The 18,528-nt window shown below is 67.6% G+C and carries 16 protein-coding genes; all 16 read right to left on the bottom strand.

Going from position 1 to position 18,528, the window contains the following annotated elements; genetic code table 11:
* Nucleotides 1-3: 3 nt before the first annotated feature.
* Genes MUB46_RS18575 through MUB46_RS18500 form a run of 16 tightly spaced genes read right to left on the bottom strand, consistent with a single transcriptional unit; the run spans nucleotide 4 to nucleotide 18,526 of the window.
* On the bottom strand, nucleotides 4-1,602 hold the full coding sequence (locus MUB46_RS18575; RefSeq protein ID WP_261617453.1) for an isochorismatase family protein: 1,599 nt from the start codon (nucleotides 1,600-1,602) through the stop codon (nucleotides 4-6).
* A 29-nt stretch (nucleotides 1,603-1,631) separates the two neighbouring features.
* Nucleotides 1,632-2,480, bottom strand: coding sequence for an N-acyl homoserine lactonase family protein (locus MUB46_RS18570; protein ID WP_261617452.1), 849 nt, complete (start codon nucleotides 2,478-2,480; stop codon nucleotides 1,632-1,634).
* Between the two features lie 30 nt (nucleotides 2,481-2,510).
* Nucleotides 2,511-3,395: an amidohydrolase family protein gene (locus MUB46_RS18565; RefSeq protein WP_261617590.1), complete on the bottom strand. Its 885-nt coding sequence runs from the start codon at nucleotides 3,393-3,395 to the stop codon at nucleotides 2,511-2,513.
* Nucleotides 3,392-4,510: a vWA domain-containing protein gene (locus MUB46_RS18560; RefSeq protein WP_261617451.1), complete on the bottom strand. Its 1,119-nt coding sequence runs from the start codon at nucleotides 4,508-4,510 to the stop codon at nucleotides 3,392-3,394. Before MUB46_RS18560 ends, MUB46_RS18565 begins: the two co-directional genes overlap by 4 nt.
* On the bottom strand, nucleotides 4,507-5,388 hold the full coding sequence (locus MUB46_RS18555; protein WP_261617450.1) for an AAA family ATPase: 882 nt from the start codon (nucleotides 5,386-5,388) through the stop codon (nucleotides 4,507-4,509). The genes MUB46_RS18560 and MUB46_RS18555 overlap by 4 nt, the downstream gene beginning before the upstream one ends.
* A gap of 14 nt (nucleotides 5,389-5,402) precedes the next feature.
* Nucleotides 5,403-6,425, bottom strand: a complete 1,023-nt coding sequence (locus MUB46_RS18550) for a xanthine dehydrogenase family protein molybdopterin-binding subunit (RefSeq protein ID WP_261617449.1) — start codon at nucleotides 6,423-6,425, stop codon at nucleotides 5,403-5,405.
* Between the two features lies 1 nt (nucleotide 6,426).
* Nucleotides 6,427-8,118, bottom strand: coding sequence for a xanthine dehydrogenase family protein molybdopterin-binding subunit (locus tag MUB46_RS18545; protein ID WP_261617448.1), 1,692 nt, complete (start codon nucleotides 8,116-8,118; stop codon nucleotides 6,427-6,429).
* 1 nt (nucleotide 8,119) lies between these two features.
* A complete protein-coding gene (locus tag MUB46_RS18540) occupies nucleotides 8,120-8,611 on the bottom strand; it encodes a (2Fe-2S)-binding protein (RefSeq protein WP_261617447.1) in 492 nt (163 codons plus the stop codon).
* A 3-nt stretch (nucleotides 8,612-8,614) separates the two neighbouring features.
* Entirely contained in the window at nucleotides 8,615-9,421 is an 807-nt protein-coding gene (locus MUB46_RS18535) for an FAD binding domain-containing protein (RefSeq protein ID WP_261617446.1), read from the bottom strand.
* A complete protein-coding gene (locus tag MUB46_RS18530) occupies nucleotides 9,421-9,882 on the bottom strand; it encodes an SRPBCC family protein (protein ID WP_261617445.1) in 462 nt (153 codons plus the stop codon). Before MUB46_RS18530 ends, MUB46_RS18535 begins: the two co-directional genes overlap by 1 nt.
* A gap of 8 nt (nucleotides 9,883-9,890) precedes the next feature.
* Nucleotides 9,891-10,328 carry an SRPBCC family protein gene (locus MUB46_RS18525; RefSeq protein WP_261617444.1) on the bottom strand — a complete coding sequence of 146 codons (438 nt, stop codon included), beginning with the start codon at nucleotides 10,326-10,328 and terminating at the stop codon, nucleotides 9,891-9,893.
* A 3-nt stretch (nucleotides 10,329-10,331) separates the two neighbouring features.
* Complete coding sequence (locus MUB46_RS18520; protein WP_261617443.1) at nucleotides 10,332-13,565, bottom strand: flotillin family protein; 3,234 nt, start codon at nucleotides 13,563-13,565, stop codon at nucleotides 10,332-10,334.
* 50 nt (nucleotides 13,566-13,615) lie between these two features.
* On the bottom strand, nucleotides 13,616-14,452 hold the full coding sequence (locus MUB46_RS18515; protein ID WP_261617442.1) for a phosphoenolpyruvate hydrolase family protein: 837 nt from the start codon (nucleotides 14,450-14,452) through the stop codon (nucleotides 13,616-13,618).
* Nucleotides 14,453-14,461: 9 nt separating this feature from the next.
* Nucleotides 14,462-16,672: an ABC transporter permease gene (locus MUB46_RS18510; RefSeq protein ID WP_261617441.1), complete on the bottom strand. Its 2,211-nt coding sequence runs from the start codon at nucleotides 16,670-16,672 to the stop codon at nucleotides 14,462-14,464.
* On the bottom strand, nucleotides 16,665-17,450 hold the full coding sequence (locus tag MUB46_RS18505; RefSeq protein WP_261617440.1) for an ABC transporter ATP-binding protein: 786 nt from the start codon (nucleotides 17,448-17,450) through the stop codon (nucleotides 16,665-16,667). Before MUB46_RS18505 ends, MUB46_RS18510 begins: the two co-directional genes overlap by 8 nt.
* Nucleotides 17,450-18,526 (bottom strand): branched-chain amino acid ABC transporter permease, encoded by a 1,077-nt coding sequence (locus tag MUB46_RS18500; RefSeq protein ID WP_261617439.1) that lies wholly within the window; start codon nucleotides 18,524-18,526, stop codon nucleotides 17,450-17,452. Before MUB46_RS18500 ends, MUB46_RS18505 begins: the two co-directional genes overlap by 1 nt.
* Between the last annotated feature and the right edge of the window lie 2 nt (nucleotides 18,527-18,528).

The following is an 18,528-nucleotide window of genomic DNA, read 5'->3' as shown; positions in this document are numbered from 1 at the left end:
CGCTTATACGCCCAGCGCGCGGATCACCTCGTCCACGTTCGTCACGGCGGCCACATTCTGCATCGCATAGTCGATGGAGGCGCGGTGCCAGTCGGCATTCATGGTCGAGCAGGCGTCTTCCGGAATGATCATCACGTAGCCCTTGTCGGCACCGGTGCGCGCCGTGTGCTCGATCGACATGTTGGTCCAGGCACCGGTCTCGATCAGGATGTCGCGGCCCTGTGCCTTGAGGATCGTCTCGAGGTTGGTGCCCTCCCAGGCGCTCATTCGCGTCTTGCGCACGACGTGATCGCCGGGCCTGGCCTCGAGACCGGGAACCGGCTGCGCGCCCCAGCTGCCCTCGACCATGGCGTTGGCCTCGACGAGGCCCTCGAAAAGCGGCGCGTTGAGCGTCACCCCGGCGTGGCCGGGCGGGCACACGAACCAGACGTGGATCACCGGAATGCCCAGTCTGCGGCAGTGCTCGGCCAGACGCGCCGCGTTGGCAATGGCGTTCTGCTCGCGGCAGTGCTGCGGCGATCCGGACTCGGCGAAGGCGCCGCCGTCCATCACCACGTCGTTCTGCATGTCCTGGATGATGAGCGCGCAGCGGGAGGGATCGAGGCTGAGGCTTGTGTCGGCGGCCGGGGAGGGCGCCGCGCCGGAGCCACCCGGTGCCGGAACAGATGCCGTCTGTGCGCCGCCCGCGTCGGCGCGCATGAAGGGTTCGTTGCACGGGCCGATGATCGTGTCGACGGCATAGACGGACGTGCTGGCGCAGACGAAGAGCGTGCGCCAGTTCTCGCCGCCCCAATGCAGGTTCGCGGGCAGTTCGGGGATCGACACCTTGCCGATCAGCTGGCCCTGCGGGTTGTAGACCCATAGGCCGCCCGGCGCCGTGACCCAGACATTGCCGGACTGGTCGCATTTCATGCCGTCGGGCACGCCCGGTTTCAGACTGTCCTTGATGCCGGAGGCGAAGATACGGCCGTTGCGCAGCGATCCGTCCGCCTCGACGTCGAAGACCCGAATGTTGGTCTGCTCGGTATCGTTGACGTAGAGCAGACTGCCATCCGGCGAGAAGCACAGCCCGTTCGGCATCGAGAACATGAAGCGGTCAACGAGCAGGTCCGGGTCGCGGCCCTCGCGTCCCGGCCGGATACGGAACACGCCCTGCCAGCCGAGCTCGCGCGGCCGCTCCACCCCGTAGTGGGGCATCCGCCCGTACCAGGGGTCCGTGAAGTAGATCGAGCCGTCGGGCCCGACGCACAGGTCGTTCGGACTGTTGAGCTCCTTGCCCTCGAAATGAGAGGCCAGCACTTCGCGGCGCCCGTCCGGTGTGAACCGCGCCACCGAGGACGTCGAATGCTCGCAGACCAGCAGATTCAGGCCGGCATCGTAGGTCATGCCGTTGCCCTTGTTGGAGGGCCGCAGGACCTCGCGCACGCCCGCCCGGTCCCAGCGTCGTCTGACGTCGGCCGGCATGTCGGAAAACAGCAGGTAGTGTTCGCGGGGGTGCCAGATCGGCCCCTCGGTGAACGTGAAGCCCGTGCCGATCTGGCGCACCGGCGCGTGTTCGTCGATCAGGTTGCGGAACTCCGGCCGCAGCGCTTCGTGGGCCATGACGGGCACTCCCTCAACAATGCGGTCGGTCAGGCGGGAAACCACTCCCGGCGCGGAACGGTTTCGGTGATCGGACCGGGAACCTGCATGCCGAGGCGGCCGACGACCTGATCCGCCTCGATCTTGGCCGGACGGTCGTGGACGGGGAGCAGGAACTTCGATCCGTTCAGCAGTTTCTTGATGGCCGCCTTCTCCTCGCGCTTCGATACCGAATGGTTGCCGGTGACGCGGGGCTCGTGATTGTGGATCTCGTTCAGCGGATTCACGACCTGGTCGTTGAAGTCGTAGATCACGTCGCCGCAGATCGTCGCCCGGCCCTCGGCCGTCTCCACATGGATGTTCATCGAGCCCTCTGTATGGGCGCCGGCCCAGTCGAGCGTTACGCCGGGGATCAGCTCGATCTCGCCGGTGAGCTCCGTGTCCTCCAGCCGGAGCGCGTCCTTTGTGTGCAGGCGCTCGATGAGGTGCTGGATGTCCGGCTTCGGGTATTGCGGGTGCATGAGGCCCGAGACCGAATGCTCGAGTTCGCGGCGGTTGAGGACCACGGTGGTGGTCATCGGGAAATGGTCGTCCTTGCCGGCGTGGTCGATATGCAGGTGGGTGTGACAGACATAACGGATATCGCCGGGCTTCAGTCCGTGCCGGGCGAGCTGATTCTCGATCATGTTCTCGTGGAACTGGAGGCCGCGCATGCCGAGCGTCTCCATGATCGCGTTGTCGCGATAGCCGGTGTCGACGACGATCGGGTATTTGCCCCCGGTGATCAGGAAGCCGTAGGTATAGACGCGCCGCGTGCGGCCGCAGTCGCGGCCGAGCACCAGGAAGCTCGACTCGAGCTCTATGTCCCCATAGTCGAGGATGTGGATTTCAAGCGCCATGTCGATTCCCTCCCTTTGGCGTCTGTTCGCTCACAGCCGGTAGATCCGGCTTGCTGTGTCGTGGAAGATCGCGGTCCTGCGCGCCTCGCTCATGTCGGCGGTCGCGGCCAGATACGCGTCGAGAAGCGTGCTGTAGTTCGTCCAGAGCTTTTCGATTGGGAAGTTCGAGCCGAACAGGCAGCGCTTGGCACCGAAGATCGCGGTCGTCTCCTTCACCATCCAGGCGATGTGGTCGGCGTCATTGCGATGGATGAAGGTGCCGAAGGCGGACAGTTTGGTGACGACGTTGGGCCGTTTGGCCAGTTTCTTCATGGCGGCCCGCCATGTCGCCCGGCCGTCGTCGGACAGGTCTTCCAGCATGCCGGCGTGCTGCAGCACGAAGGTCACGTCCGGGCAGGCGTCGGCGAGTTCGCAGGCGCTGTCCATCTGGTCCGGGAACACCTGCAGATCGAACGTCCAGCCGTAGTCGGCGAGCCGTGCGACGTTGCGCTGGACATTCCGGTCGCGGGCGACGTCGGGGGTCGGTGCAAAGCGATAGAGCGGATTTTGGTGCCAGTGGAACTGCTGGCGGATGCCGCGCATCAGCGAAAAGGACGCCAGCCGGTCGAGATCGGGGCGCGCGTCCGGCTGGCTCATGTTGCAGAAGCCGACGATGCCGTGCGGCCATCCCGCCCGGTCCGCGGTATCCTGCACCCAGGCGACCTCGTCGACGAACCAGTTCGGGGCCCAGTTCGCCTGCACGTAGACGGATTTGGTCACTCCGGTGTCGGCGATGTCGTCGAGGAATTCCTCGATCGGGTAGTCGCGCTTGATCCCGTCATAGGGGCCGAAAATGCGCGGTTGGGTGGGCCCGAGCAGCCATGGCAGATCGGTCTGGCGCCAGATATGATGGTGTGCGTCGACAATCTGCATCAGGCCGCCCTCCCGGCGAACTGGAGGACTTCCTCGCACATCGCCGCTATGCCGGCCGCGCTGCCGAAACGGGTGACGTGCGGGGCGATCCCCTCCATGGCCTCTGTCCGGGGCACGAAGGCGGTGCCAGATGTTGCCAGCGGGGTCAGCCACTGGATCTTCCAGGCAAGTCGCCGCAGCCGCGCGATCGCCTCGTTCAGTGCCGCGGGATCGCCGCGCTCAAGGCCGTCGGACACGACGATGACCAGCGCGCCGCGCGCGAAGCCCGCGAAGCGCGGCACCGCCAGGAATGCTTGGAGAGCGTCGCCGATCCGGGTGCCGCCGTCCCAGTCCGCGACCAGTCCCGCGGCATTGGCCAGTGCCTGGTCGGGATTGCGGTGCCGAAGCGCCGGCGTGACCCGGGTAAGGCGCGTGCCGATGGTGAAGGCCTCGTACCGCTCGGCCGCGCGCATCAGCGCGTGCGCGAAACGCATGGCGCCCTCGGTCTCCGCCTTCATCGACCCAGAAACGTCGATGAGCAACAGCAGGCGGCGCTGGCGCAAGGCCCGCTCGCGGGTGGGCAACTGCAGCAGTTCGCCATCGCGGCGCACCGCCTGGCGCAAGGCGCGCCGCAGGTCCGGCTGGCCACTGGATTTGGTCGTCACGCGCCGGCGCGAACGGCGGCGCGGCAGCGCGGCCGGTGCCGACCGGCGCAGGCGGACGAGGGCAGCGGCATCCTCACGTTCGCCGAAGGCGCGCCGCGACAGGATTTCGGCCCCGGAGGCTTCGCCGCCGGACTCCTCCGGCTCCTCTGCCTCAGGCGGCTCCGCGCCGCCTTCCCGAGCGTCGTAGGCCTGGACTTCGTCCTCGTCTCCCGCCTGCGCGGCCGCCGCGATCGTCTGGCCAAGGAAGACCATGCGGAACAGGGCATCGAACTCGTCCCGGCGCTCCGGCGGCGGGGCAAGTGTGGCGACGGCCGCCCTGTGAATGTCCTGCATGCCGCGCGGGCCGAGCAGCCCGACGCCGGCGATGAAGTCCTGCGTCTGTTCCGGCGCGACGGCGAACCCGTTCGCCCTGAGCGCCTGTGCGAAGGCGATGAACGGCTCGGCCGCGCGGGGGAGGTTGGAGGCCGTGCTCATGCCGCCGCCTCCTGCAGCAGCGCGTCGAGCCGGTCGCTGAGGAACGTGATGTCGTCCTGATCCTTGAGCGCCACGCCGATCGCGCGTCTGAACGCCTGCGGCCACGGTGCGCCCTGCTCGTGCAGGACGGTGGCCGCTTCCGCCCACTCCACCGTCTCGGCGACACCTGGTGGTTTGGCGAGCGGCTCGTCCCGGAGCGCCCCGACGGCGCGGACCACCTTGTCCGCGGTGTCGCGCGCGACCGCGCTGGCGCGCATCATCACGATCTGCGCCTCGCGCTCCGGCGCGGGATAGCCGATCCAGCAGTAGACGCAGCGCCGTCGCAGGGCTTCGTGCAGCTCGCGCGTCCGGTTGGATGTGAGCACGACGACTGGATTCTCCTCCGCGCGGACCGTGCCGCGCTCGGGGATCGAGATCGAAAAGTCCGACAGGAACTCGAGCAGGAAGGCTTCGAATTCGTGATCGGAGCGGTCGACCTCGTCGATCAGCAGGACGGTGTCCCTGGGATGGCGCAGCGCCTCCATCATCGGCCGTGAAATCAGGAAGTCGTCGGCGTAGATGTTGACGTACTCGTCGCCCGCCTGCCGGATCGCCAGCATCTGCCGCGGATAGTTCCATTCGTAGAGCGCGGCCGCCGCGTCGATGCCCTCGTAGCATTGCAGGCGGACGAGCTGACGCCCGAGCACGGAGGCGATCGCCTTCGCGGCTTCCGTCTTGCCGACGCCGGGCGCGCCCTCCAGCAGGAGCGGCTTGCCGAGGGCGAGCGCCAGATAGGCGGCGGTCGCGAGTTCGTCGCCGGCGAGATACTGCGCGGCCTGCAGGGCCGCCGTGAGGGCGTCCGGGCTGTCGATGCCGACGATGGAGCGCGTGATCGCCACCGCTTCGTGCCTTCCTACCGCCGCGTCTGCGGCCGAGCGCCGCCATTGGCCTTCAGGCCCCGCAGGATCTTCTCGGGCGTGATCGGCAGGTCGTCGACCCGCACGCCGACCGCGTTGTAGACGGCGTTGGCGACCGCCGGCAGGACGGGATTGGCGCACATCTCCCCCGGCCCCTTGCCGCCGTAGGGGCCGTCCTCGGCCGGGCGTTCCAGCACGGCGATGTTGTGCGGGGCGATGTCGCCGGGGCCGGGCATCGTATAGGTGTTGAAATCCACCGGCCCGTGCGAGCGGGCGGGATAATAGGGCTCGGTCGTCTCCCAGGCGGCGTGGCTCATTCCCATCCACGCCCCGCCGGTAAGCTGCTGTTCCACCAGCTTGGGATTGAGCGCCCGGCCGACTTCGTAGGCACTGTTGATCTCGATCACGGACAGCTCACCGGTCTCGTCGTCCACCTCCACTTCGGCGATAAGGGCGGCATGCGCGAAGCAGGAAACCGGTGTCATCTCTCCGGTCTCTGGACTGACGTCCGACATCGGGATCAGGAAGATGCCGCGTCCCGACACGGTCTTGCCCTGCTTGAACTGGGCGGCGCCGCAGGCCGCCGCGGTGGTGATCGAGCGTGACGGCGCACCCTTCACCTGGATATTGCCCTTGCCGTCCGTCTCCAGGTCCGACGCGTTGACCTCAAGCTCCTCCGCGGCGGCCTCGAGCATCACCGCGCGGGCTTCCTGCGCCGCCTGGATGACCGCGTTTCCGACACGGTGCGTGCCGCGCGATGCGAAAGAGCCCATGCAATGGGGGCCGGTGTCGCTGTCGGCGGTGTCGACATAGACGTCCTCGACCGGAACGCCGAGCGTTTCCGCGGCGATCTGGCGAGAGACGGACTTCATGCCCTGTCCCAGGTCGATCGAGGAGAGGGCGACCATGAACTTGCCGTCGGGATTGGAGTGGACCAGGGCCTGGCTCGGATCGCCACCGAGGTTCATGCCGATCGGATAGTTGATGCAGGCGAAGCCCTTGCCGCGGTGTTTTGTCATGTCAGCGCCTCCTCAGGCCCGAAACCGATGAGAACCGCAGTGGTGCGCGGGACGCGCCCTGCGAAGGCGCCGGTTGCGCAGGAGCCGGTGCCGGTGCGGGCGGGGTCGGTGCGGGCGATGTCGATGCAGATGGTGGCGCACTCGGCACGCCGGCCGGCTGCGGCGCGGGCTGCGTGGGTTCCGGCTGCACCGGTGCCGGCCGAACCGGGGCGGCCTGGTCGGTCGGCTGGCCGGCCGCCGCATAGCTCTGATGGGCGTAGCCCTCGACGCGGCCGTTCTCGTCGAGCGCCGTTTGGTTCGGGATCTGGCCGCGCGCGCCGCCGCCTCCGGTCAGCGAGGTTTCGCGCCGGGCTGTGTCGTTGATCCGCCACGAGGCCTTTTCGGCGGCGACCTGGCAGCACTCGATCAGCGCGGTGTTCTTGGCTAAACGCCGGTGCGCCTTCATGTCGCCGTCGCGATAGGCGTTGAGAATGCGCAGTTCGATCGGATCCATGCCGACCGTTTCGGCCACCTTGTCCATATGCGCTTCGATGGCGAAGTCGACGCCGGTGATGCCGAAACCGCGCATTGCGGTTGCCGGCGTGCGGTTGGTGAAGACGCAATAGACGTCGGCATGAACATTCGGGATCGTGTAGGGGCCGGGCAGGTGGCCGACGCATTTAATGATCGCGTAGCTCGACAGTCGCGTGTAGGCGCCTGAGTCGAAATAGCCGCGGAACTGGCGCGCGACGAGGCGCCCGTCGTTCATGACGCCGTCCTTGATGTACCAGCGCTCGGCGCCGCGCGGCGCGCCGACCTGCATTTCCTCGACACGGTCGAACATATACTTGACCGGTCGACCCGTGAGCATGGTCCCGAGGATAGCCAGCGGCTCGTGCAGGCTGTCGACCTTGCCGCCGAAGCCGCCGCCGACCGTGCCGCCGATGAAATGCAGCCGGCTCGACGGCATGTTGAGCAGTTTGGAGGCCGTGCCGAGCGAGAAGAACAGCGCCTGCGTGCTGGTGTAGCAGACGTAGCGATCGTTTGTTTCCGGCGCCGCGATCGCGCCGCACGTCTCGGTCGGCGCCTGCTCGATCGGCGACATCTGGTAGCGGCCCTCGACGACGTGGTCCGCGGTGCGGAACGCCGCCTCGACGTCGCCGTAGCGCAGCTTCTGGTGGTCGTACTTGCCGTGGTAGACGAAGGCGTTCTTCGGATAGGTCTCATTGACCGAGGGCGCGCCGGACTTGATTGCCTCCTCGACATCGAGAACGTGGGGCAATACCTCCCAGTCGACGCGGACCTTGGCGCAGGCATCGCGTGCCTGGCGCTCCGTCTCGGCGATGACTGCGGCGACGGGCTCGCCCTTGTAGGCGACCTTCTTCGTCGAGATGAGCGGCTCGTCGTCGAGACCAAAGTCGAGCAGGCTCAACAGCGTATTGAGATTGTTCGGTACGTCCTTGCCGAGCACGATCCGTTTCACGCCCGGCATCCGCTCGGCTTCCGACGTGTCGATCGATCGGATGCGGGCGTGGTGATGCGGGCTCCTGACGCAGCGCAGGTGCAGCAGTCCGTCGAACAGGTGGTCGTCGTAGAACGGCGAGCGGCCGGTGACGTGGCCCATCATGTCCTGGCGCTGGGTCGGCTTGCCGATCTCGTTGAGATTGTCGTCGCGCTCGTCGGCGAACAATTCCTTCCGAAACTCGATCGCCATGTCAGCCTCGCGCGTAGCTCGATCCCGATGCGGCATTCGCGGCATCAAGGATTGCGTTGATGATCGCTTCGTAGCCGGTGCACCGGCAGATGTTGCCCGAGATCGCCTCGACGACGTCTTCGCGGGTCGGGCGCGGGTTGCGGTCGAGCAGCGCCTTCGCCGCGATCAGCATGCCCGGCGTGCAATAGCCGCACTGGGCCGCGAAGTGGCACATGAAGGCGTCCTGCAGCGGATGCAGGGTCGCGCCGTCGGCAAGTCCCGCCACGGTGGTGACGGCATGGCCGTCGACCGTCTCCGCCAGCGTCAGGCAGGACAGGCGCGGCTCGCCGTCGATGAGGACGGTGCAGGTGCCGCAGGTGCCCTGGCCGCAGCCGTATTTCGGGGTCAGGTCGCCGACCCCGCGGCGAAGTACGTCGAGCAGGTTCTGTCCGTCGTCGACGAAGGCGGCCTTCTCGTCGCCGTTGAGACGGAACTGAACGGGTTTCTTCGCCATAGCTCAGGTCCTCCCCAGAAGCACGCGCTTGAGATGGACCGGCGCCACCTCCCGGCGGTACCAGTCGCTTGCCAAGGCGTCGGTCGGCGGGTTCATGCCGTCGGTCGCCAGCGATGCGGCGCGCGACACGCTCGCCTCGTCGAGGCTTCCGCCTTGCAACGCCTGCTCGGCGGCAAGGGCGCGGGTCGGCACCGGGTTCATGTTGTTGAAGGCGATGCGGGTCTCGCCGCTGCCGGGTCTGCCGATCCTCACGGCGATCGAGATCAGCGCTGCGCCTTTCGGCTTGACCCGCGTAACCTTGAGGAAGCGGAACGCGCTCGGATCGCTGATCCGGGGGACGCTGACGGATCGGACGATCTGGCCGCGGTAGCGGTCCCGGTTCGAAAGGAACTCGTCGATCGCGACTTGGCCGCCATGGCCGGCGAAGCGGATCGTCGCGCCGAGCGCGAGCAATGCCGTGGTCATCTCGCCGAAGGGGGACCAGGCGAAAAGGTTACCTCCGATCGTCGCCGCGCTGCGGACGGCCGGTCCGCCGATGCCGCGCGCGACGGGGGCAAGGAAGGCTAGCTCGCGATGGGCCATGATCTCGTTCATGGTGCAGGCGGCGCCGACGACGATGGCGTCGCCCTCGAGACGGATCTCCTTGAGGGCCGGATCGGTCGCTCGGATGAGGGTATCGAACGACGGGTTGGCTTCGTTGATCGCGCGCATGAGCAAGGTCCCGCCGGCGAAGAACCGCGCCGCGGAATTGGCGGCGAGTGCTCCGGCCGCTTCGTCCAGGCCCGCGTAGGTTTCGACGCGTACCGGCATCATGCTTCTCCCGTTTCGGCGTGCGCGAGGCCCATATGCTCGCGCACGGCGGTAAAGCCGCCTTCGTAGATCTGTTCGCCGACCATGGCCGCGAGTTCCTCCTCGCGTCCGGCGGGCGTGTCGAACCGCGACTCCCAGTGCCAGAAAGCCCGGTCGCCGTCGGTCACCGGCAGCAGCCGGACATGGGCGACGTAGTTGAGCAGGGGCACCGGCGTATCCAGCAGGCAGTAGGAGAACGCCATGTCCGAGTCCGACAGCGTCAGCAGTTGCTCGCGCAGCTCCGAGCCGTCTGCAAGATGGAACCGCCGCACGCAGCCGATCTTGTCGGAGGGCAGGCCGCGCTCGATAGCGCTGTCGGCGACCGCCGGGTGCCATTGGTCGTGACCGTTGAAGTCGCGCAGCACCTCCCACACCGCCTCGACGGGGGCGTCCATGATCGTGCTCTTGACCACCTTCACCATTGTGCGGCCTAGCCTCCGAAGTGCCGCTTGAGGCTGTCGAACCCGGCCTGGAAGACGTTCAGGCCGATGCCGCCGACGAGATCCGTCGCGGCGTCCGGGGCGCACTCGAACTCGGCCGACCATTCGGCGAACGTCCTGTCGCCGTCGGTTACCGGCGTCAGCCGCAATGTCGCGATGTAGTCGGTCAGCGGCATCGGGCTTTCGAGGATCGAGTAGGTGCAGAAGTAGTCGTAATCCGACAGGCCGAGCAGCTTTTCGCGGATGCGGTCGCCGTTCTGCAGGCGAAAGTCGCGGACGCAGCCGACCTTGTCGGATGGCTCGCCGTTTTCGATACGGCTTTCGCGGATCGCCGGGTGCCAGCGCGGCAGGCCGTTGAAGTCCCGCACGCGCTCCCAGACACGGGCCGTGGGCGCGGCGATTACGCTCGATATGTACACGCGGGCCATGGCTTATTCGCCTTTCCGGCTGCGGCGGGACCGGGATCCGCCACCAGCGCCGCCACCGGAACCGCCGCCCGAGGCGCCCCCGCCGGAGGAATCCCCTCCCGATGGGCCGCCGTCACCGCCGCCGTCCGACGACCGCCCGGCCTCCTTGGAAATGCGCTGCATGTCCGAGGCCTCGCGGATCAGGCCTGCCTGCTTGGCGATGTTCGAGCCTTCGATGCCCATCTCCGACAGGAGGCTGTCGATCAGCGGTGCCTGCACGCGGTAGCGCAGGGCCGAGTTGATCACCTCGTCGGTCGGGCTGCCGCCGCGGCCGACGCCGTCGCCCTGGGTGAGGCCATCCATCTGCACGATGCGGATGTCGTTGATCTTCTCCAGCGGCTTGACCGAGGCGGCGACGATGCCCTCGACACGGTCGAGCAGCTTCCGCTTGAACAGCGAGGCGCGGGCGCCGTCCGTGAGCACGTTCTCCGCCTCGTTGACCAGGCGTTGCGCCTCGGCTTCGACGGCGCGGCGCACCTTCTCGGCGGCTGCGGCGATCTTTTCCTGCTCGGCGGCCTTCTGCGCCATCAGCACGTCGATCGTCTTGCGGCGGTTGGCCTCCTCGGTTTCGCGGGTCGTCTTGACCAGTTCCTCGGCTTCGGCCGCGCGCGCCCTGGCGACGTCGGCCTCGATCTGGGCCGCTGTCTCCTCCAGCGACTTCTGGTAGAGCGCGATGGCCTTCTCCATCTTCGCGGTCTCGACGTCGCGCTCGCGCTGCACCTCGAGGCGCCGCCGCTCGGTCTCGTGGCCGATGCGGGCGTCGTCGAGGCCGCGCTCCGAGGCGATCCGGGCCCGTTCGATATCCTCGTTGGACGCGATCTCGGCCTCCCGCAGGGCCTGAACGCGGGCGATTTCGAGCTGTTCGAGCGAGCGCCGCCGCTCCAGGCGCGCCGCCTCGATGGCCTGCTCGCGCTGCACGTCTGTTGTCTCGACGTCGCGCGTCGCCGCGATCTCGGTGCGGCGCAGCTTGGCATCGGCCTCGGCGCGCTGGCCCTTGATCGCCGCGATCTCGATGATGCGGGATTCGTCGGCTTCCTCGACGTCCTTCTTGCGCTTGATGTCGAGGACCTCGCGTTCCTTCTGCGACGCGATCCGCTCCTGTTCCAGCCCCAGCTCGACCTCGATGCGCTGGCGCTCGACGGCGTCGCGGCGCTTGAGGTCGCTCGCTTCCACGACTTCCTCGCGGGCGATCTCGCGTTCGCGCACCGACTGTTCCGCGGCGATCCGCTCGGCGTCGAGCGTCCGCTTCTGCGAGATGCGTGCCGCTTCGACCGCCTGTTCTGCAGCGATCGCGGCCTCGTCCAGAACCTTGTTGCGGGCGATTTCCAGGTTGCGCAGCTCCTCGTCGCGCTGGACCTTGTCGCGTGACGTCTCGAGTTCCTTCTCGATCCGGACGCGGTCGACCTGGCGGCGGGAGGCGACCTCTTGGGCCTCGATATTCTCGTTGCGCTCGATTTCGCGGGAACGGGTCTCCAGTTCCGCCGCGATGCGCTCGGCATCGATCGTCTTCTGCCGTTCGATACCGGCCGCGTCCGTCTTGAGCGCGGCAGCCGTCTCGGCGAGCACGGTTTCCTCGCGGCGGGCGATGCGGTCCTGGTCGATCTTCGCGTCGATGTCGATGCGCTGCGATTCCACGGTCTGGCGGGCGGCGAGTTCGGCCACGTCGACCGCGCGGGTGCGCGCGATCTCGCGCTCGCGCACGTCCTGCTCGTAGGCGATGCGCTCGGCGGCGATCCGCTTCTCGCGGGCGATGCGCGCGGCTTCCGTCGCCTGCTGGGCGGCGATCTCGGCTTCCTCGAGCACGCGCTGACGCTCGATTTCCAGCTCGCGGACACGGCGATCCGTCGAGATGCGCTCCTCGTTGACACCTGCCGCCTCGGCGATGCGCAGCTTCTCGGTCGCCTCGCGCGCCGCGATTTCCGCGGCCTCCACCGCGCGGTTGCGTTCGATCTCGCGCCGGCGGGTCTCCTCCTCGCTGGCGATGCGGGCGTCGGCAACGGCCCGTTCCTGCGCGATGCGGGTTTCCTCGACGACCCGCTGTTGCTCAATGCGGGCGCGCTCGGTCGCTTCGTTCGCGGCGATCTCGGCTTCCTCGATGGCGCGCCGGCGGGCGATGTCGCGCGATTGTGTCTCCTGCTCGTTGACGATGCGGGATTCCTGGACCGCCCGTTCCTGCAGGATACGGGCCTTTTCCGTCTCCTCGCGTGACCTGATCTCGGCGGAATCGATCGCCTGCTGACGCTCGATCTCGCGCTGACGGATTTCGCGCTCCGACTCGATCCGCGACGCGGTAATCGACTGATCCGTGACGATGCGCGCGCGCTCGATGACTTCGCGTGCGCTGATCTGCGCTTCCTCGGCCTCGCGCTCGCGCTCGGCCCTTTCACGGGCGAGTTCGGCGCGTTGCTGGGCCCGGCGGAATTCGACGTCGCGTTCCTGCAGCAGGCGGGCCTCCTCGCTCTCCCGTTCGATCGAGAGCGCTTCCTTTTCCGCCTCCAGGTTCCGCGCTCTGATCTGGATCATCGAGTCCTGCTCGATGTCGTTGCGCAGCTTCCGGCGGTCCTCGATATCCTTGATGAGGGCGGTCAGGCCTTCGGCGTCGAAGCGGTTCGAAGGATTGAAGAATTCGAGGCTGGTCTGGTCGATGTCCATGATGGCGACGGACTCGAGCTCCAGTCCGTTGGTCGCCATGTCCTCGAAGGCGGCTTCCTTCACGCGGGTGACGTAGGCGCCACGCTGCTCGTGCATCTCCGCCATGGTCATGTCGGCGGCGACGGCGCGCAGCGCGGACTCGAAGCGGCTCGACAACAGGTTGAACAGATATTCGGTATCAAGCGTGCGGCGGCCGAGCGTGGCGGCGGCGCGGGAGACGGCCTCCTTCGTCGGCTTCACCCGGATGTAGAATTCGGCCTCGACGTCGACGCGCATGCGGTCGCGGGTGATCAGCGCCTGCTCCTTGGCGCGGACGATCTCCAGCGGCACGGTGTTCATGTTCACCGGCGTGATGTCGTGGACGATCGGCCAGACGAAGGCACCGCCGTCGATGACGACCTTCTCGCCGAGGAAACCGGTTCTGACGAAAGCGACTTCCTTGGTCGAGCGGCGATAGAGGCGATTCATCACCCAGTAGATGATGGCGATCGCGACAACCGCGACTATGAGCCAAAGGATGATCTGGCCAATGATCTGTCCAGTCATGGTCTTTCCTCCCGAACCGGCAGCGGCTGCGTCATGAGTGCCTCCAGCCGTTACCCAAGTGTCCCGCCGATTTCCTTGAACCGGCGCGTTTGTTCCGTCAGCGCAACCTCGGTCGGCAGGCGCTCCATCGAGGAGGCGCCGTAGAAGCCGTGGCAGTTGCGGGTTTCGTTCAAGACGAAGCGTGCGTCGTCCGGCATCGCCACCGGTCCGCCGTGGACGAGCACGATCGCGTCCTTGTTGACCTTGAGCGCGGCCTCGGCCCAGGCATCGACCCTGGCCGGGCAGTCCTCGAGCTTCAGCGCGGTCTCGGCGCCGATCGAGCCGCCGGTCGTCAGGCCCAGGTGGCAGACGATGATATCGGCGCCCGCCATGGCCATCGCCGCGGCGTCATCCTCGTTGAATACGTAGGGCGTGGTCAGCATGTCCTTGGCCCGGGCCTTGGCGATCATGTCGACCTCCAGCCCGTAGGACATGCCGGTCTCTTCCAGATTGGCCCGGAAGGTGCCGTCGATGAGCCCGACCGTCGGGAAGTTCTGGACGCCGGAGAAGCCGATCCGCTTCAATTCGTCGAGGAAGACGTCCATGACCCGGAAAGGGTCGGTGCCGTTCACGCCGGCGAGCACGGGCGTGCGTTCGACGACCGGCAGCACCTCCGCGGCCATATCGACCACGATCTGGTTCGCGTCGCCGTAGGCCAGGAGCCCGGCCAACGAGCCGCGCCCGGCCATGCGGTAGCGCCCGGAATTGTAGATCACGATCAGGTCGATGCCGCCGGCTTCCTCGCATTTCGCCGACAGGCCGGTTCCGGCCCCGCCGCCGATGATCGGTTCGCCGCGATCGATCATGGCGCGGAACCTTTCGAGGATCTTCGTGCGTTCGATCGGCATGTCCGGCGTCTACCTCGATGCTCGTCTGGGTTTCGGCCGCGTCGAGCCGTGCAGAGACCGGAACGTCGAGACCAGCTCGGCGGAGAACGCGGGATCGTTGATGTTGTGGGGAAGCCGCACCAGCTGCCGGCTCGCGGTCTGGCGAACCGTCTGCTCCAGGGCATCGAACAGGGCCTTGTCGGCCGTCGGATCGTGGAACGGCTGCCCGGGCTGATCGAGCTGCGAGACGCCGCCTTCGGGCAGGAAGAAGCGGACCGGGCCTTCCATCTCGTTGAGACGGTTGCCGATCCAGCGGCCCATCTCCGCGTTTTCCTCCGGCGTCGTGCGCATCAGGGTGATCTGCGGATTGTGATGGTAGAAGGTACGGTGCCGGTATTTCTCCGGAACGGTGTCCGGGGCGCCGAAGTTGACCATGTCGAGGGCGCCGCACGAGCCGATATAGGGGATGCGCGTGCGGATGATCGCGCCGAAGCGATCCTCGGTGGCCGGGAAGATTCCCCCAGCAATCATGTCGCAGATCTCGGTCGTGGTGATGTCGATCACCGCGCGGATCTGGCCACCGTCGATGAGTTTCTCCATCGACTGACCGCCGATGCCGGTCGCGTGGAAGACGAGGCAGTCGTAATCCGTCTCCAGCGCATCGGCCACCTGCCGGACGCTCTGCGTCGTCACGCCGAACATGGTCAGGCCAACCGCGGGCTTCACGCCGCCCGACTCCCGCCGTGCGGGCTCGCGCCGGTCGAGGACCATCCCGGACATGGCCGCGGCTGCGTTGCGCAGAACCTGCCGGGTGATCGAGTTCAGGCCCTGCACGTCGGCGACCGAGTACATCATGGTGATGTCGGAGGGCCCGACATAGCGGCGCACGTCGCCGGACGCGACGGTCGAGACGATCAGCTTGGGCGTGCCCACCGGAAGCGCGCGCATGGCCGGTGCGACGATCGCGGTCCCGCCGGACCCGCCCGCCGAAATGATCCCGGCGATGCCGCTTTGCCGCGCCACCCAGCGCTCGAACGCCAGCGTCATGCCGGCCACCGACTCGCCGCGATCATGGGTGAACACGCCGCTGGCGCCGCGCGGATGGAAGGCGGCGACCTGATGCGCGGGGACCTCCGCGCCGGAATGGCGGCCGGAGGTGGAAAGGTCGACCATGCGCACCGGCAGGCCGTGCTCGCGGATCACGTCGCGGATGAACCGCAGTTCTTCGCCCTTGGTGTCGAGGGTGCCGGCGACCAGCACGACGTTCTCGCCGGGCGAGGCCAGCGGTCTCAGCTCGGCGTGCGGCAAGGCGGCATCCATCCCCGGCGCCCGTCCCGCAGACACGATGCGCGCCGCCTGTTCGATCTGGCGCACCGGAACCGGCTGCGACCAGCGCGTCGGCGGCTTGGGATTCGAAATGTAGACGCGTTGCACGGCGTGCTCGGGCGCGGCGCCGCGCTCGGTTTCCGACCGACGCGTCGGCGTTTCGACGTCGGGCGTCTCGTCATGGGCATGACGGCCCACGCCGAGAAGCCGCTGCTGCAGGTCGCGGTCGCCGGAGAGCTGGCCGGAATCGATGATCCGGTTGATGCGCCCGTTGACCATGATCGCGACCTCGGGGGCGACCTCGGTCGCCACGCCGATGTTCTGTTCGATCAGAAGGACGTTGATGTCGCCGGATTCGGCGAGATTGATCAGAAGCTCCTCGACCTGGGCGACGATGACCGGTGCGAGGCCCTCGGTCGGCTCGTCCATGACGAGGAGCTGCGGGTTGAGCAGGAGCGCGCGGGCGATCGCGAGCATCTGCTGCTCGCCGCCCGACAACTGGCCGCCGCCGTTGTTGCGCCGGTCGGCGAGCCGCGGAAACGTCGAATAGATGCGCTCCACCGTCCAGGCCCCGGCGTGGCCGCTGGAAACCATGCGCAGATGCTCGTCGACCGTCAGCGAGCGCCACAGGCGCCGGCCCTGCGGCACATAGCCGATGCCGAGGCGCGCGATCTCGGCCGGGGTGCGTCCGGCGAGTTCGTGGCCGGCGAACCGGATCGCACCAGACGCGATCGGCACCAGGCCCATGATCGCCTTGCACAGCGTCGTCTTGCCCATGCCGTTGCGGCCCACGACCGCAAGCGCGCCGCCCTGGAGCTTGAGGTCCACGCCCTGCAGGGCGTGCGAGGCGCCGTAGTAGACGTTCAGTCCACGGATCTCGAGGACCGGAGTGCCGGTGCGGTCACGTTCAGCCATGGGCGCCCCCCAGATAGAGCGCCTGGACTTCCGGGTCTTCCTCTATTTCCTCCGGGCTGCCTTCCTTGAAGATGCGCCCGTTGTGCATCATGGTCACGCGCTCGGAGACGCGCAGCGCGACGTCCATGTCGTGCTCGATGATGATGTATCCGATGTGCTCGGGAAGCCCGGAAAGGATGTCGATAAGGTCGCGCCGTTCGGCCGGAGACAGCCCGGCCGCGGGCTCGTCGAACAGGATGAAGCGCGGCGCGCCGGCCAGCGCCAGCGCGATTTCGAGCTGGCGTTGCTGACCGTAGGACAGCTCGGCGACGAGCGTATCGCGTGCCGGCGTCAGGTGGACGGCGGTCAGCAGTTCCTCGGCCGCCTGCATCAAGGCGTCGTTGCGCCGCGGCCTGATCAGCGAGAACCGGCCGCGCGATACGCCGCGGCAGGCGAGATAGATGTTGTCGAGGACGGTCAGGCCGCCGAACAGAAGCGAGATCTGATAGGTCCGGCGTAGCCCGCGGCGGATGCGTTCGTAGGCGGGGAAGGCCGTGACGTCCTCCCCGAACAGCCTAATCGTGCCCGATGTCGGCAGGAAGTCGCCGGTGATGCAGTTGAACAGCGTGGTCTTGCCGGCGCCGTTGGAGCCGAGCACGGCGCGGCGCTCGCCGGGACGGACCGTCATGGTGATATCGCTGAGCGCGGCGAGCGCGCCAAACATGCGCGATACGCCGCGCAGCTCCAGCGCGTTGGCCGCTCCGGCCGAGGACAGGCGCTGGGCGACGGTTTCCGCCATCACGCGTCCTCCCGCGGCTGGCCGGTCAGCGGATCGCGGTTGCGCGCCCGCTCGCGCCAGCGCGCCCACAGGCCGAGCACGCCGTCCGGCGACCAGAACACGATGACCAGGAAGCCGACGCCGATCAGAAGCTGGAATCGCTCGCCCGCCAGTCCGACCGAGACCAGGGCGTCGAGTGCGAAAGTGCGCAGCAGCACGTAGATGATCGCCCCGATGAACGGGCCGATCGGATGGCGCAGGCCGCCCACGACGGCGATCACGAGGATGTCGATGGCCGGTCCGACGGAAATGGCGCCGGGCGAGATGCCGCTGTTGAGCCAGACGAGCAGGATGCCGCCGACGGCCGCGATCACGCTCGCGAAGGCGTAGGCGGCAACCCGGTGCATGTTGACGTTGAAGCCGAGCGCGGCCATGCGGCGGGGATTGTCCCGCACGCCCTGCAGCGCCAGCCCGAACGGCGAGCGCGATACGTAGAGCACCAGCAGATAGGCGGCCACGGCCCAGAACAGGGCCAGGTAGTAGAACGGGATCGGATCGCGCCAGTCGACCCCGAACAGCTGCGGCGGCAACACTTGGTTGAAGCCGCTGAAGCCGTTGAAGATCACGTAGTTCTGGCGGCAGAAGTAGAAGAATGCGGTGGCGATCGCCAGCGTGATCATGATCGTGTAGATGCCTTCGGTGCGCACGGCGAGCGCGCCTATTATCGTGCCGAAGGCGACCGCGACGAGGATCGCCACGGGGAGGTACAGCCACCACGGCCAGCCGAGCGAGATATTGGAGATGCCGCTCGTTCCCAGGATCGCCGTCATGTAGGCGGCGACGCCGGCGATCGACATCTGGGCAAGGCTGACCATGCCGCCGTAGCCGCCCAGGAACGTCAGCGACAGGGCGATCGTGCCGAGGATGAACGCCCAGCCGAAGATCTGGAACAGCACGAAATCGCCGGCGAAGGCCGGCATGATCAGGAGGATGGCGCCGATCGCCCAGTAGGCGGCCGGAATTCGCGACAGGTCGAACCACTGCGCGAAACCGCCTGTGCGCGTTTCGAGGCCGTTGGGATGTTCGGTCACGGCCATGG

The sequence above is a fragment of the Microbaculum marinisediminis genome, assembly GCF_025397915.1.
In the GTDB taxonomy this organism is placed as follows: Bacteria; Pseudomonadota; Alphaproteobacteria; order Rhizobiales; family Tepidamorphaceae; genus Microbaculum; species Microbaculum marinisediminis.
Note: the sequence above shows the minus strand (reverse complement) of the source record. Positions and strands in the feature narration are given on the sequence as shown.